This is a genomic window from Paraburkholderia phymatum (assembly GCF_038900715.1).
Classification (GTDB): Bacteria; Pseudomonadota; Gammaproteobacteria; order Burkholderiales; family Burkholderiaceae; genus Paraburkholderia; species Paraburkholderia phymatum_A.
In genome coordinates this window covers 1-14602 of record NZ_JAYMRZ010000031.1, presented here as the reverse complement: position 1 = coordinate 14602, position 14602 = coordinate 1, and the positions used below count along the sequence as shown (strand labels likewise).

At 61.9% G+C, this 14602-nt stretch carries 12 protein-coding genes; 1 reads left to right on the top strand and 11 read right to left on the bottom strand.

Annotated features, from left to right (window positions below; translation table 11 throughout):
* Positions 1-57: 57 nt before the first annotated feature.
* The 5 genes from VSR68_RS37110 to VSR68_RS37090 all read right to left on the bottom strand — a co-directional run bounded on the left by VSR68_RS37110 (position 58) and on the right by VSR68_RS37090 (position 5221).
* Complete coding sequence (locus VSR68_RS37110) at positions 58-561, bottom strand: hypothetical protein (protein ID WP_342944509.1); 504 nt, start codon at positions 559-561, stop codon at positions 58-60.
* Between the two features lie 144 nt (positions 562-705).
* Complete coding sequence (locus tag VSR68_RS37105; RefSeq protein WP_342944508.1) at positions 706-1581, bottom strand: hypothetical protein; 876 nt, start codon at positions 1579-1581, stop codon at positions 706-708.
* A gap of 70 nt (positions 1582-1651) precedes the next feature.
* Positions 1652-2569, bottom strand: a complete 918-nt coding sequence (locus tag VSR68_RS37100) for a DUF2950 domain-containing protein (RefSeq protein WP_342944507.1) — start codon at positions 2567-2569, stop codon at positions 1652-1654.
* 12 nt (positions 2570-2581) lie between these two features.
* Positions 2582-4066, bottom strand: coding sequence for a DUF3300 domain-containing protein (locus tag VSR68_RS37095; RefSeq protein ID WP_342944506.1), 1485 nt, complete (start codon positions 4064-4066; stop codon positions 2582-2584).
* Between the two features lie 231 nt (positions 4067-4297).
* Complete coding sequence (locus tag VSR68_RS37090; protein WP_342944505.1) at positions 4298-5221, bottom strand: hypothetical protein; 924 nt, start codon at positions 5219-5221, stop codon at positions 4298-4300.
* A gap of 630 nt (positions 5222-5851) precedes the next feature.
* Between VSR68_RS37090 and VSR68_RS37085 the strand changes: the two genes are divergently transcribed.
* Positions 5852-8296, top strand: coding sequence for a mechanosensitive ion channel family protein (locus VSR68_RS37085; RefSeq protein WP_342944504.1), 2445 nt, complete (start codon positions 5852-5854; stop codon positions 8294-8296).
* A gap of 132 nt (positions 8297-8428) precedes the next feature.
* Here VSR68_RS37085 and VSR68_RS37080 read toward each other — a convergent pair whose 3' ends face one another.
* The 6 genes from VSR68_RS37080 to VSR68_RS37055 all read right to left on the bottom strand — a co-directional run bounded on the left by VSR68_RS37080 (position 8429) and on the right by VSR68_RS37055 (position 14344).
* On the bottom strand, positions 8429-9799 hold the full coding sequence (locus VSR68_RS37080; RefSeq protein ID WP_342944503.1) for an MFS transporter: 1371 nt from the start codon (positions 9797-9799) through the stop codon (positions 8429-8431).
* Positions 9800-9995: 196 nt separating this feature from the next.
* A complete protein-coding gene (locus tag VSR68_RS37075; protein WP_342944502.1) occupies positions 9996-11234 on the bottom strand; it encodes a Zn-dependent hydrolase in 1239 nt (412 codons plus the stop codon).
* 72 nt (positions 11235-11306) lie between these two features.
* A complete protein-coding gene (locus VSR68_RS37070) occupies positions 11307-12056 on the bottom strand; it encodes an amino acid ABC transporter ATP-binding protein (protein WP_342944501.1) in 750 nt (249 codons plus the stop codon).
* A 2-nt stretch (positions 12057-12058) separates the two neighbouring features.
* Positions 12059-12751 (bottom strand): amino acid ABC transporter permease, encoded by a 693-nt coding sequence (locus VSR68_RS37065; RefSeq protein WP_342944500.1) that lies wholly within the window; start codon positions 12749-12751, stop codon positions 12059-12061.
* A gap of 2 nt (positions 12752-12753) precedes the next feature.
* On the bottom strand, positions 12754-13449 hold the full coding sequence (locus VSR68_RS37060) for an amino acid ABC transporter permease (RefSeq protein ID WP_342944499.1): 696 nt from the start codon (positions 13447-13449) through the stop codon (positions 12754-12756).
* 49 nt (positions 13450-13498) lie between these two features.
* Positions 13499-14344 (bottom strand): ABC transporter substrate-binding protein, encoded by an 846-nt coding sequence (locus tag VSR68_RS37055; RefSeq protein ID WP_342944498.1) that lies wholly within the window; start codon positions 14342-14344, stop codon positions 13499-13501.
* Positions 14345-14602 lie beyond the last annotated feature (258 nt).

The window sequence follows — 14602 nt, the reverse complement described above, 5'->3', positions numbered from 1 at the left end:
GCGCGCGCGGCGAGTGATCGATCGGCTTAGGCCTCCATCACGAGTTCTGGCGAATCGCTAGAACATGCCGCGCCGGCTCGGATCGCGCATTGGATCAGGCGACTTCTGCGTTTGCCGCACGATGCCCTGATCGTCGAAATAGAAGTTGAAGATCATATAAAAGACGTTGCTTTCCTGATAGCGATACGACCAGACTTCGCGCTTCATCAGCGGGAAATACGACGTCTCGAATGGGCGGCCGAAATTGACGAGTACATCGTCGCGTGTCCACTTGCCGACTTCGGCGCGATAGAACTCGCTTTCCTGAAGCACCTGGCGCACGCTCACCATCTTTCCGGACGCGTCGAAATCGGCGGCCGTCGTCGTCGTGCCCATCGGCTGGGTCGGCCACATCAGGCGCTTGCCGCCATCGGGGAGACTGTAGGTTTCCTTTGGCGGTCCCAGGCGGGCAATGACCGTCGACTGGTCCGCGCCCGATTGCAATTGCTGATAAGGTTGCGCGCATCCGACGAGCGCCGATGTCAACGCAAGAACCAGTACGAGTGCGGCCCGGTTATTCATCACCTTTCTCCCGCAGTAACAGTTCATCGCGGCCGAAGCGGCCGCGAATTTCTCGTCAGCGATTCAAGACTCAAAGACCCGCGCATCAGCGACCCGTCGACGTTCATGCTCCCGCTCCGCTAAATGGCCTACGGTCGACGTGCGCTACGGCGCATCGGCGCCGCCTGGCTGCGACGCAGCGCGCAAAGGCGCGGCGGTGCCCGGCGTGTCCCGTTGTCCACGGGACGAAGCGTCATGCGCGCCGTTCGGCATGATGGTTCGAAGCAGAACGAGATCCCGCTCGGGGTCGGGCATTGCGATGATCGCGTGCAAGGTCACTCTCGTCGCCCAGCACGCGTCCGACGGTGTCGCCATCGACGGATTGGACGTGTATGACGCGAACCGCGCCAGGTTCGTCTCATCTCCGTGCAGTTCCGCGACGAGCATGCGCGTCAGTTGCCGCTCGGCAGCGGCGTACTGTTGCGGCGTCGGATTGGGGACGGGCGCATTCGACGCATCGCTGAGCAGAACCTTGAAGATAAGGTTGAAGTACTGGTCGACGTCGGCGTCCGTCATCTCGCGCAGCGAGACCTGATTCATCACCGCGCGCATGTTGGAAAGACCAAAGCAGTTGACTGGGACGAGTTCGTCGAGGAACTTCGTCACAAGCTGCACGTATTGCAGGCGGTCCGGTGGCGCGAGACGGACGAGTCCTTGCGACATCAGGTCCTCGCGCGCGGCAGGATCGAGAAAGATCTGTCCGACACTCCGCGCTCCACCCGCGATGCCCGCCGCAATGACGGGGTCGTCGCGGATCTTCTCCACCCACGCGACGATGATGCGTGCCTTGTTCGAATCCGGGTCGATGCCATGCCTGAAAAACAGGGCGTCCAGATCGGCCTGTCCCGAGTCGGCGCTGGCGGCGGCGGGATCGACGGGCGGTGGACGGACGTCCGGATAGCTGCGTATCGCGGCACTGGCCAGTGCCGTTGCCGCCAGTGCGATGATCAGCGTAGCGGCGTGAGAGGCGAAACGTCTCATGTTGCCTCGCGGTACTGAAGCGCTATACGCCGTCTGTATGCCCGTGAAGATCCGCACGCAGGCTCGGACATCAGGGCTGCACCTTCGCCCAGCCTGGCCCGGGATCGAACGACGGCATGGCCTTCGCCTTCGACGCGCCATCCGGGCCGAGATCGCTTTCATAGACCTGCCCGGCGTGACTGACCATGAAGCTCTTGATCCCCGTCTCTCCGTACCGGGCGGGCCATGCAATGACGGCGAAGCCGCCGAACAGCTTGCCATGCGCGACGTAGTCGTAAGCGCCGCCCGGCGCATGCGGGCCTTGCGACGTCAGCAGCCTGTAGTGGTAGCCGTGATAGCCGGCGTCCTCGGTGTTACGCGCGCTCGCCTGAACGAAGGCCGGCCCGAGCGGGCTGGGTGGCGCGTCCGGTGGCGTCGGCCAGTACAGGCCGTCGTGCTTGCCCGGCGTGCTCGACATCTTCGACGCGTACGTCAGCAGGCCCACGCCGTCGTGGTCGGTGAGCGCGTACTCGCGCTGCGCGTCATAGATCGCGAGCATCGTCTGGATGACGGCAAGCTCGTCTCGGCCGATGCGGCGCAAACGCATTTCCTCCGCACCCGCGCGCATGTCGAAGTGCCATCCGTTCTCGCCTTTCACGAGCGGAATCGGGAAGGTCCAGCCGTCGCCGCCCACTGCAATATGCGCATGGCCGTTATCGGTCTGCTCGATCTGATGTGACTTGTTCCATTCGTCGACGAAGCTGCTGCGTATGTCGGCGCCGACAGGCGGAATCAGATCGCGAAAGTTGCGGCCGAAAATGGCTTGCAGCGTGGCTTCCTCGTTGTTGCCGATGGCTTCGCCGAACGCGTTCATCGCGGCATCGGGAGTACTGAAGTCCTTCTCCGCGTGCGCGAACGGCACGACGCCCAAACACAGCGCGCCCGTGACGGCGACCGCGCGCAGCCCTTGCGTCAGCAAGCCCGGCCGGAATCGTGACGATGCTTTCATGCTCGCGTCTCCCTAGCGTCTTCCGCCACGTCCGCCGCCGCCCGCGCGCATGCCGCCGCCGCCGCTCGGTCGATTGACACCCGAGCCTTGCATGCTGGAGCGTCCCCGGTCATAACTGCGCTGCGTCGCGCCGCCCGCGCCGACGCCCTGAAATGCGTTGTCGCGGCCGCCGCTGTAACCGCCGCCGCCACCGCCGCCCACGCGATCACTTGCACGCGAGACGTCGCCGGCGCCCCCGCGATTCGCGCCGCCGCCGAAATCGCCGCCCGCCGATCGGTCCGCAACGCCCGCGCCGCCGCCCGCGCCGCCACCTGTACGATTGCCGGCACTCGACCTGTCCGCCGCCGATGCGCGATTGCCCGCGTTGGACCGGTCCGCTGTCGCGGCACGGTTGCCGGCGTTGGCTCTGTCCGCCGTTCCAGCGCGATTGCCTGCGTTGGCTCTGTCCGCCGTTCCGGCGCGATTGCCCGCGCCCGCACGGTCGGCTGTATTGACTCGCCCGCCCGCGCCCGAATCGCGGCCGCGGAAGTCGTTGCGTCCTTCGGCGCCGCCGACGTTGCGCGCGTATTTGTCGCGGGTCGCATTGTCACGATAGGCCACGCCCTGGCGATGGCTCCCGTCGTGCTGCCAGCGTCCGCCCTCGACCTTCGTGCGGTCGAAATTGCGGTTGATGTTCGCGGCTTTGTTGACGTTGATATTGACGTCGCCGCCGCCCCAGTTGCAGTTGCTGAAAATCGCGCCGGCGGCAGCGAGCCCGATCCCCCAGGCGAACCCTGTCGCCAGCGCCGCGCCCGGATAGTACGCCGGGTACGGCGGCCAGTAGGTCGGCGGATAGGTGGGGTAGCTCCACGAGCCATACACGACAGTCGGGTTATAGGCCGGCACGTAGATCACCTGCGGATTCGCCGGCTCGATCTTCACGATCGTCTGCCCGCCGCCTGCAGGAGGCTCTTCGACGACCACGTTCTGCTGCTCGTTCGACTTGAGGTTGCCCGAGTCTTTCGCGCGGGCGCGCAAGCGCTGAACGGCGGCGAACACGTCTTTTTGCTGCGCGAGAAATGCATCGCCGAGCTTCTGGGTCCAGTCGAGCTTGTCGTTCATCGGCTCGAGAATTTGCGGGAACGCGACCAGTGATTTCACACTGGTATCCCACGTCTCGTTTTCGACGGCCTTGACGGCGGCGTCTCCTTTGACTTTCGGATTAGCCTTCACCCAGCGCGCCGCATGCACGATTTCCAGCGGATACGTCGATGCCATCAATACCTGCGCAAGCACGGAATCCGGATAGAGCGCAATCGGCGCGACGAGCGCTTCGAGTTCTTCCGGCTTGAATGACGCGGGCTGTGCCGATTCCGGTTGCGCTTGAGATTGCGCTGGTGCTTGCGGTTGGGGTTGCGGTTGCGTTTGGGCGCGCGCAGCGCCCGCGCCCAACGTCAGCGCGACAAGCAGGAGCCACGGGCACGAGAACTTGGCTCGTCGCTGGTTCCACAGGGACATGGCCGCTCCTTCAGACGGTATGACAGGGGTCCCGACTAATCGGCCCTGTCTGGACTGATGGCAATTGCAAAATGGGTTTGCAGCGGATTGCGGCGCCTACTCAATACGATGTTAGAACATTAGTCGCGTTATGGATGCAAATACTCAACGTACTGGCACAGCGAATAATGGTCGTGATTGTTGCGTTTGATTAAGCAGAACTTGCCGTCTAATGACCCGGCGAATATCGGCCTAAAAGCTCACGGCAAAGCCAAACGACACGCCATGTACATTGTGGCCGAAGACATAGCGGACCAGCGCGCGCGTGCGCGTGATGACGATCGGGTATTTGCTGCTGTCGACTTCCAGCCCGACGCCGAGCGACGTGAGATCGTTAAAGCCGAGCACGCCGGCACTGTCGCCGAAGTAATGCGAGTACGCCGCTTCGAGTACATAGCGAACGGGCCGATCGAGTGCGCGCCAGCCTGTCGGCGCGCGCCAGCGTGTCCATAGACTCAGTTGCTGCGCCATCGCCGAGCCCTGCACGGCCGTCGAAGAACCGCCGAAGCTCCGCAGGTAGATGTCCGTCGCGCGCAGTTCGACGTCGATCTCGTGCTCCTCGCGGTAGTGCTCGTAATCGAGCACCAGCGAGCCGCCATAGCCATATGCGTCGAGCGATCCGCTGTTCAGAAACTGAAGGTTGCTGTCCGTCACGTGATTGACGATCGTCTGTCCGACCTTCAGGTCGCTCGCGACGCGCCCAATCGTGCCGTTCACGATCGGACGGAATACGAGTTCATCGGTGATGTGGAAATCCCAGCCGATGCCGACCGTGGTGCTGAACGTGTTCCATCGTGTCGGCAGCGAGCGCTGCTCGGCGCCATCCGTGGCGACGAATGTCGGGTCGTATCGGCTGTAGGCGAGCGTGCCCTCCAGATACAAAGGGAAGGACTTGCTGATCGTGAATCCGCCGCCGAGCTGAGTCTGGCCGAAGCCGGGATTGCCGCTCGAACCGTTGTTGATCGACAGGGAACTGGTCGTGACGTCGGGGACCGTCGTGTAGCTCATGACCGCGAGCACGGCATCGGCGTGCTGCTTGACGTTGCCTCCAATCACGGTGCGATTCGAGAGTGGCGGCTCTGATGTGGCCTGCGCGTGTGACGACAAGGGCGACATGAACGCCATCAGACCAGCGCATGCCGCGGCCGTTCTATGCCGGGAGAATTTCCACTGACTAAAACAATCCAGAAGCCGTCGCCCGTGACGCGGCAGACTGCGAGCTGACTCGTCGTATCGACCACGCATGACGAACTCCTGTTATTGCGGGCTTTATCGCACTCTTCACTTCCTGTCGGAGCCATGCGCCACTCTATATTCGATTGAAGCGTAACTACGTGGCGACTTTGCGTCGAGTATCCCGGTTGTGTTTATGCGAAATCTGTTAAACGGAGTACTTGATTACTTGCGAACGTCATTCGATCGAGAACCTTACTCCTCTCTCGTCGCCAATTCATGGCATTTCATGGCAGTGTCGATCGAGATGGCATGGCAGCGTCTATTGAGCTAATCTTTGCGCGGGACTTTGGAGGGCATTACTTCTGACGATCGAATCGCGCCGTCGTCAGTCTGACTGCTCTCAGTTGCCCGGCTCTCAACCAGGGGACCTTCTTGAAGGCATCTCCATGAACGCGTTCATGCGGCGCGAAGCCCGCCATGCTCTCGTCGCCGCCGACTAATCTCGCGCTTCACGCTGCCGGCTCGCATGCCCCAACGGTGCCGACGGTGTGCCTTGTCGCAGGACGCGCGATGCGCTGCGCTCGCGCGTGGCTGGTCGCAACAGGCATTGCCTTGCTGTTCGCGACGTGGATCGTCCCCGCAGCCGCCGGACCTCTGCCCACCGGCCTGCAAACCATTCTCAACACTGCGAAGGGAGCATCGGCACAGCCGGCCTCCGCGGCGCAGGCGGCGTCTGCCCCCTCGCCCGCCAGCCAGGCTGAAATGACGCGCTCGCTAAACAACCTGATCGGCACGCTCGACAACGATACCCAGCGCAAAGCGCTCGTCGACCAGTTAAAGGGACTTCGGGACGCCACACAAGGTGCAGCGCCCGCGCCACACGCGCAGACCAATAGCGATCTGCTCGGCGCGATTGCGTCGGGCATCGCGTCGGTGGAAACGAATCTGAATGGCGGCGAGACGCCGCTTCATTTCTGGGCGGCCCGATTCAGTGGGGCAGCCAATGATCTGCGAATGATTTTCGCAGGGTCGAGAGGCGAATCGTTCGGCGAGGCTCTGGTTGGCATGGCCTCGACGCTAGCGGGATGGGGCGCGTGTGCCGGCTTGCTGATCTATCTGCAGCGGCGCATGCTCGTGCGCTATGGTCAGGATCTCGCGCTGGAGCCCAATCCGACGTCGATCGACCTGCTGATCTTCGCGTTGCGGCAGTCAGGGCCGTGGACCATCGCCTTCGTTGCGGTACTGGTGTTCGTGCGCGGAATGCCTGATGCGCTCGGCCGCACGCTGGGGCTCGTGATCGCCTACGCGATCGTCGCGGGTTCGATTTTTTCGGTGATATGCCTGATCGTTTTCTCGGTGTTCAACACGGCGCATCGGCGTGTCGCCGTGCATCGGCTGCTGGCGCGCAGCCTTTGGCCGCTCTTCGCGATTGGCGCGTGTGCCGCACTCGGCGACGCGGCAGCCAATCCTGACGTCACGCATCTTCTCGGCGCGAACCTTTCGGGGCTCATATCGAGCCTCGCAAATCTGGCGGCGGCCGTTCTGTGCGGATTCTTCGCGATTGCCTACAGGCGGCCCGTCACGCATCTGATCCGCAATCGCCCCTATTCGCGAAGGCGTGACCACAAGCTCGCCACTGAAGCGCTCGATATCCTCGCATCGCTGTGGCACATCCCGATCCTCCTGATCGCGATAGCTTCCGTCGTCGCGATCATCGACGGGCGCGGCGATGAAGGCAACGTGTTGAGGCCGTCGTTGCTCAGTGCGCTGTTGCTCGTCCTCACGCTGTTCGTATCGGCGCTGCTGCTGCATCTGACGCGTCGGCGCGAGTCCCGCGCACAGCGCCGGGCACCTCATCTGATGCGGCTCTTGCGCTTCGCAAGCACGCTGCTCGTCCTCCTGATGTGGCTCGCGTACATCCGGTTCGAAATGGAACTGTGGAGCGGACCGATTGCGCGGCTGATCAAGCACAGCGCGATGACACCCGGTTTCAGGCACGCGCTCATCGCGGTCGTCGCGACGGTGTTCGGCGCATGGTTCATGTGGATTCTGATCGACACCGTGATTCTCGAAGCACTGGGGCCGAGCAGTTCGCGCAACAAGGCGCTCGATCCCGGCGTGCGCGCGCGCACGATGTTGCCGCTCGTGCGCAACGCAATCTTCGTGACGGTTGCAAGCCTTGCCGCCGTCATTGCCGCCGCGAGCCTCGGCATCAATCTGACACCGTTGCTCGCGGGGGCCGGCGTGATCGGGCTTGCGGTCGGCTTCGGCGCGAAATCGCTCGTCACCGATCTGATCACAGGGCTCTTCATCATCATCGAGGAGACGATCTCAGTGGGCGACTGGATCGACGTCGATGGCGGCCACGCGGGTACTGTGATGGATCTGACGATCCGCACGGTGCGGCTGCGCGACGGGCAAGGCGCGGTTCATACCATCCCGTTTTCGCAGATCAAGATCGTGAAGAACCTGTCGCGCGATTTCGCCAACGCGATATTCGAAGTGCGGGTTCCCTTCTCCGCCGACATGGATGAAGTGACGCGCATGATCGCGGAAGTCGGCGCCGATCTGATCGACGATTTTCGCTTTCGCAACGAAATACTCGGACCGGTCGAAGTGTGGGGACTCGACCGCTTCGACACCAATTGCATCGTCGTGAAAGGGCAAATCAAGACGCGGCCTCTTCAGCAATGGAGCGTGGCGCGTGCTTTCAACGCGCGGCTCAAGCTCAAGATGGATGCGGCCGGCATCGAGATTCCTCTGCCGCAAATGCAGCTGCACACATCGCCGAACGAGCGCAGCGCGTGGCCGCAGAGCGACGATCTCGCCCATCGCGAGAACCGGCAAACAATGGATACCGGCGGTGCGGCCCGACGCAGTCCGGACATCGCGGTGCCACAGGAGCTTCGCGTGCTGAAGGAGCCGACGCTCGCCGGGTCGCCCGTCGGCGAGACGGCATCTACGTCAGAAGCCGGCTCCGCTGGCGACGATAGCGTGCGTAAGCGGCGCGAATGACGGCTTATGACCGGATGTGCAAATGCGGTCTGTTGACGAGCCTCGGTTGCCAGATCGTGCCTTGCATGAGCCCCGTTTCCACGCTTGTCGGCGCGCGTCCTGACTACCGACGCGCGCCCGACAATGCGACGATCAGTGTGCGGGTCGTGCGTGTCCGTGATCGTCCATCACGCGCCCTTCGTCATATTCGCGCGAGATGTCCTTGTTGGTGTAATCGCCCATTCGCCACGAGGCGAAAAGACTGAACAGCGCGCACACGAGGATATAGCCCGCGATTGCATAACCCGAGTGGTAGTACGCGAAAAGCGCGGTCGCGATCAACGGAGCAGGACCGCCCGCAATCACGGAAGCCAGCTGATAACCCAGCGACGCCCCGCTATACCGCAGACGCCCCGTGAAGGACTCCGCGATCAACGCCGCCTGCGGACCGTACATCATCGAATGCGGCACGAGCGAGAGCACGATGGCCGCGAAGATCCACACCGGGTCCTTCGTGTCGACCATGGCGAAATAGACGAAGCCGAATATGCCGGCTGCGGCCGCGCCGATCATATACATCCGCCGCCGCCCGATGAGATCCGACACGTGGCCAAAGAACGGAATGGTGAAGAACTCCAGAACCGACGCCGCCAGAACAGCCGTGAGCAACAGATCACGCGTCGCGCCGAGCGTCCTGACGCCATACGTGAAGACGAAGGCGGTGAAGATATAGAAAGGCGCCTGTTCGGCCATCCGAGCAAAAGCGGAAAGAAAAATGTCCTTAGGCTGTTTGCGCAGCACTTCGAGCATCGGCGCTTTCTCGATCTTCTGCTCGGAGAGAAGCTTTGCGAAGATCGGCGTTTCGAGAATATTCAAGCGGATGTACAGGCCGATCGCGACCAGCACGATGCTGAGGAAGAACGGCACGCGCCAGCCCCAGGTGAGGAACGCGTTGCCCGACATCTGGCTCAACGCCAGCACGGCGAGGTTGGCGATGAACAGTCCCGCCGGCACGCCGAATTGCGGCCACGAAGCGACGAAGCCGCGATGCGAGTTGGTGCGCGCCCACTCCATCGACATCAGGACCGAGCCGCCCCATTCGCCGCCGACGCCCACGCCCTGAATGAAGCGCAGCACCGTCAGAATGACAGCGCCCCAGATGCCGATCGTCGCGTAGGTGGGGACGAATGCAACGGCAAATGTGGCGAGCCCCATCAGCAAGAGCGTGACGATCAGCGTTGCCTTGCGTCCGATGCGATCGCCATAGTGGCCGAAAATGGCTGCGCCGACCGGCCTCGCGAGAAAGCCGACGGCATAAATGAGAAACGCCTCTAGCGTACCGACAAGCGGGTCCGACTTCGGAAAATAAAGCTTCGCGAAAACAAGGCCAGTAACGATGCTATAGAGGAAGAAGTCGTACCATTCGATCGTCGTGCCGATCGTGCTGGCAATTACAGCGCGGCGTAGCTGACGCCGGTAGTCTTCATCGGTAAGGGGCGCGGCCCCTTGTTGCGTGGCAGCCATTTCGATCCCCTAAAGAGGGCAACATCCAATATTGACATTGAGCCCATAGAGAGGTTCCTAAATGGATCACAGCATGAGTGATTCCGATCTGCTCGCAATACCTTAATGGTTAGTACCAGGCAACGTAATTCCGCCTCGAATCAGGCGTTTTTTTGCCGCGAAGCTTCATTGAATTTCATGAACCGGCGAGCGTTCTTCAGCTTTGCCGTTCCCACAGATCCTGAAGAATAGCGACGGCCGCGTTCGCTGCAATCTGGCAACCGAGCACGATATGTTCCTCGGCCGTATCTTCGATGAAGTCGTGACTGACTCCGCCGATGCTGGGCACGAACAGCATGCACGCCGGCAAATGATGCGCGAGCACCTGGGCATCGTGAGAAGCGCCGCTCGGCATGTGTTCCCATTGCGCCGGCGCGAGCACCTCGGCAGCACGCGCGAGATGCTGTTGAAGCGCGCTATCCATGACGACAGGCTCTTCCGGCTGATCGCACGCGATGATTTCAACCGTCACCTTGTGCGCCGCGTTGAATTCGCTAGCGAGCGTCGCGAGCGCGGACTCCATCGCATTGAGCCGCTGAGCGTTTGCATCACGGAACTGCAGGTACATTTCGGCCTGGCCCGGCACCACGCTGAACGAGCCGGGGTCGAATTCGATTCGTCCGACAGTCCATACCGTGTCGGCGTCCGCGAGTCGGGTGAACGCTTTGTCCATCCTTGCGATGAACGCGACGAGGGCCGCGCCGGCATCGCGGCGAATCGACATCGGCGTAGTACCCGCGTGATTGCGCTGCCCCTTGAAGCGCAGCCTCAACTCGCGTATGCCGACGATCGTGGTCACGACGCCAATTGACTTGCCTGCGGCTTCCAGGCGGCCGCCCTGTTCGATATGCGGCTCCATATAGGCTCCGTGCCGGCTCTTGTCGAGGCGCACGCGCGGCGTTCCGTCGAGTCCGGCGTTCGCCAGTGCGTCGCGCAGCAACAGCCCTTCGCGATCCTTTGCGTTGAGAATCGACTCGTCGACCGGCTCTCCGACAAAACTGCGGCTGCCGAGAAAGGACGAGAACGTGCCTTCTTCATCCATCCACGACGCGACATCGACGGCCAGATGACGCGTCGCATCGCTTTCAGCCAACGCGCGAGCGATCTCGATGCCGTAGATCACGCCCAGCGCGCCGTCGAGCCAGCCACCCGTCGGCTGCGTGTCGGTGTGCGACCCGATCAGCAGCGCCGGTCCGCTCTTCGAAGAACGGCCGAATACCGTCCCCACGCCATCGATGACGGCATTCAGGCCCGCGTCCGTCATCCTCTCGACGAGCCAGCGGCGCGCCTGCATGTCGACAGGTGACAGCGCGAGACGCACGACTCCAGGCCCGGTTGCGCCAAAACTGCGTAGTTGCTTGAGGTCGTTCAACAAACGGTCTGCGTTGATCTTCAACTCTGCGATTCCTCTTCCTGCACATTCGATGAAGCTACATCGTAACCCGCGCGTGCACCGTCTCTCTACACACTAGACAGTGACAGCGCCCGCCCAGGGCGAGCGGATATCCGACAGGAAACGCTGCGCGCGCGGATGCTCGGGCCGCTGGAAAAAGCGGTCGGGTTCCGCGCGTTCGAGCACTTTGCCCTGGTCCATGAAGAGCACGCGATCGGCCACCTCGCGCGCAAAGCCCATTTCGTGCGTGACGCACACCATCGTCATGCCGTCGCGGGCGAGGTCTTTCATCACCAGCAACACCTCGTTCACCATTTCGGGGTCGAGTGCCGACGTCGGTTCGTCGAACAGCATCACGGGCGGCTTCATCGCGAGCGCGCGCGCAATCGCGACGCGCTGCTGCTGTCCACCCGAGAGCTGGCCTGGATACGTGTTCGCCTTGTGCGGCAAACCCACGCGCTCGAGCAGGCTCATCGCGAACTCGCGCGCATCCTTCTGCGACATGCGCTTGAGGCGAACAGGCGCGAGCACGCAATTCTGCAATACCGTCAGATGCGGGAAGAGGTTGAATTGCTGGAACACAAAGCCGATCCCCGAACGCAGCGTATTCACGTCGATTCCGCGCGCGTGCACGTCCTGGCCGTTCACGACGATGCGGCCTTTCTGGATCGGTTCGAGCCGGTTCAGCGTGCGAATCAGCGTGGACTTGCCGGAGCCCGACGGCCCACACACCACCACGACTTCGCCTTTAGCAACGGTCTCGCTAACGTCCACGAGTGCCTGATATTCGCCATACCACTTGTTGACGTTTTCGATCTCGATCATGTTCACACCTTTGCCGGCATGCGCGACGCAAGCCGCCTTTCGAGCAGATACGCGCAACGGGTCAGCCCGAAGCACATCACGAAGTAGCTGAATGCGAGCAGCAGATAGATCTGTGCCGATTGCGTCAGCGCCTGAGTACTGATCTGCCCGGCCACAAAGGACACTTCCGGCAGACTGATGATGTAGCCGAGCGATGTTTCCTTGATCGTCGACACCAGCTGGTTCACGAGCGACGGCAGCATGTTGCGCAACGCCTGCGGCAGGATCACGAACGCCATCGCATGCATATACGACAGGCCGAGCGAGCGCGCACTCTCCATCTGCCCTTTGGGCAAAGCCTGAATACCCGCCCGCACGATTTCGGCGAGATACGCGCCGTCGAAAACGACCAGTGCGGTGAGCATCGTGCTGAACTGATTCGTGCGATGGCCAGTAAGAGTGGGCAGCAGAAAGTACGCCCAGAAAATCACCATTAGCAGCGGCGTGCCGCGCACGCCATAGACGAGCGCGGTGGCGGGCCAGCGCAACACGCGAAACGGGCTGATGCGGCACAGTCCGAAGACGATGCCCACAGGCAGCGCGAGTACCAGGCCCGCGGAGGCGAGCATCAGCGTGAGTACGAGTCCCCCGAGCGGCCCATTCGGATACTGGCCCACCAGGTAGTACATGCCGTAAGTCTGGAGTATGTCGATCATGGCTACATGCTCCGGACGGGATACCGTTGCTGATACCACGCAGAGAACAGCGTGATGGCGATCGACACCGTCAGATACGCGGCCGTCGCCACGCCAAACGATTCGAAGCCCCGGAAGGTCGCGCTTTCGACCTGCTGCGCCTGGTACATCAATTCAGCCACGCCGATCACCATCGCGATGCTCGAGTTCTTCCACAAATTGAGCGTCTGGTTGACGAGTGGCGGAACCGTGACGCGCAACGATTGCGGTAATACCACGAGCCGCATCGCCTGTAGAAAACCGAACCCGAGCGCGCGGCTCGCCTCGAGTTGCTCCTTCGGAATCGAGCGAATTCCGCTGCGAATGTCTTCGGCCATATACGCCGACGTATAGAGAACCAGCGCGATCAATGCGCTAGCCGCCTCGTAATTCTTGTTGTAGAGCCATGTCTTGATGACGAGCGGCAGCAGCTCCGGCGCACCGAAATACCAGAACAGCATGTGCGCGAGCAACGGAACGTTTCTGATCGCCTCGACATACGCCTGACCGAGCCCTCGAATGAACGCAATGGGCGCGAGGCGTGTCAACGCGACGACGATGCCGAGCGGAAGCGAGAATGCAAAGGCAAGCACGGACAGCTTGATCGACATCACGAAGCCGCTGACGAGCCATTCGCCATATTGCCCCGAGAGCAGCGCCGACAGATTGAATGTAGGCATGAAGTATCTGGCCGCCCGTCGTCGGAGCGGGCGGCGGCCATAGTTGGAGTTAGTCGATCTTGTCGGTTGCGATCTTGAACGTGCGCGGCGGGAAGTTCATCTTCGTGCCGGGACCGAACCACTTGTTGAACTCTTGCTGCGCCTGGCCATCTCCTTCCATGCCGAGCAGCACCTTGTTCACCTGCTCGCGGAAGGCCGGCTCGTTCTTGCGGATACCCAGCGCGATATGTTCGGTCGAGATGTTCTGCGTCACCAGCGCGTAGTCTTTCCCCGCCGGGCCGAGCTTCGCGAGGTTGCCGACCAGCGTCGTCTCGTCGTTCACATAGGCCACGCCCTTGCCCTGCTGGAGTGCGAGCAAGGCCTGAGGGCTGGTGTCAAACGATACGACGTCCGCGTTCTTGATCGTCTTCGCGATGTTGGTCTCCATCGTCGAGCCTTTGACCGTCAACACCTTCTTGCCGTCGAGTTGAGCGAGGGTCGTAATGCCGCTGTCCTTCCGGACCATCGCCTTTTGACCCGTGATGAAGGTCGATACCGAGAAGTCGATTTGCGCTTCGCGCTCCTTGTTGTGCGTGAGCGAGGCGGCGAGCAGGTCGACGCGGCCCTGTTGCAGTTCAGGAATACGCGCGGCAACGGCCAGTTGCTTGAGAACCGGCTTGACGCCAATGCTCTTCGCCACGGCATTGCACATGTCCACGTCATAGCCGACGATTTCGCGGCTCATCGGGTCTTTCATGAAGCTAAAAGGCTCGTCCGTGCCCAATACGCCGCATACGAGCTCGCCGCGCTGCTTGATGTCCGCAAGCTGATCGGCCTTCGCAGCGAGCGTCGTGATCGACAGCACCGACAATGCTGCAACCTGTGCAACGACACGAAGTGTGTTGGTGCGTTTCATGGAATCTCCTCTCTTTGGTTGTACAACTAATCAGTTTTCGTTGACGTCGCGAGTCGAAGCATACGCATTCTCGCCCCGCAGCCTGAGCGGCTGCCGGTTCGAATTGCGTGAGGGGTACTGCGGTGAACTACTTAGTCGGCCCTGAACAATTCGCTTAGTCGGCCACTCAACTCATGCTGTTGGCACGGCGGCGACGATATGGTTTAGCAAGGCGATGAGGACGAGGGCGTAAAAAAGCTTCAGCTTCCTGAGGATCAT

Bases quoted from the DNA above. Each gene is read 5' to 3' on its own strand.
- VSR68_RS37080 (WP_342944503.1), bottom strand. From the start codon at position 9,799: ATGGCTGCCACGCAACAAGGGGCCGCGCCCCTTACCGATGAAGACTAC.
- VSR68_RS37090 (WP_342944505.1), bottom strand. From the start codon at position 5,221: ATGTCGCCCTTGTCGTCACACGCGCAGGCCACATCAGAGCCGCCACTC.
- VSR68_RS37085 (WP_342944504.1), top strand. From the start codon at position 5,852: ATGCGCTGCGCTCGCGCGTGGCTGGTCGCAACAGGCATTGCCTTGCTG.
- VSR68_RS37055 (WP_342944498.1), bottom strand. From the start codon at position 14,344: ATGAAACGCACCAACACACTTCGTGTCGTTGCACAGGTTGCAGCATTG.
- VSR68_RS37060 (WP_342944499.1), bottom strand. From the start codon at position 13,449: ATGCCTACATTCAATCTGTCGGCGCTGCTCTCGGGGCAATATGGCGAA.
- VSR68_RS37065 (WP_342944500.1), bottom strand. From the start codon at position 12,751: ATGATCGACATACTCCAGACTTACGGCATGTACTACCTGGTGGGCCAG.
- VSR68_RS37110 (WP_342944509.1), bottom strand. From the start codon at position 561: ATGAATAACCGGGCCGCACTCGTACTGGTTCTTGCGTTGACATCGGCG.
- VSR68_RS37105 (WP_342944508.1), bottom strand. From the start codon at position 1,581: ATGAGACGTTTCGCCTCTCACGCCGCTACGCTGATCATCGCACTGGCG.
- VSR68_RS37070 (WP_342944501.1), bottom strand. From the start codon at position 12,056: ATGATCGAGATCGAAAACGTCAACAAGTGGTATGGCGAATATCAGGCA.
- VSR68_RS37100 (WP_342944507.1), bottom strand. From the start codon at position 2,569: ATGAAAGCATCGTCACGATTCCGGCCGGGCTTGCTGACGCAAGGGCTG.
- VSR68_RS37095 (WP_342944506.1), bottom strand. From the start codon at position 4,066: ATGTCCCTGTGGAACCAGCGACGAGCCAAGTTCTCGTGCCCGTGGCTC.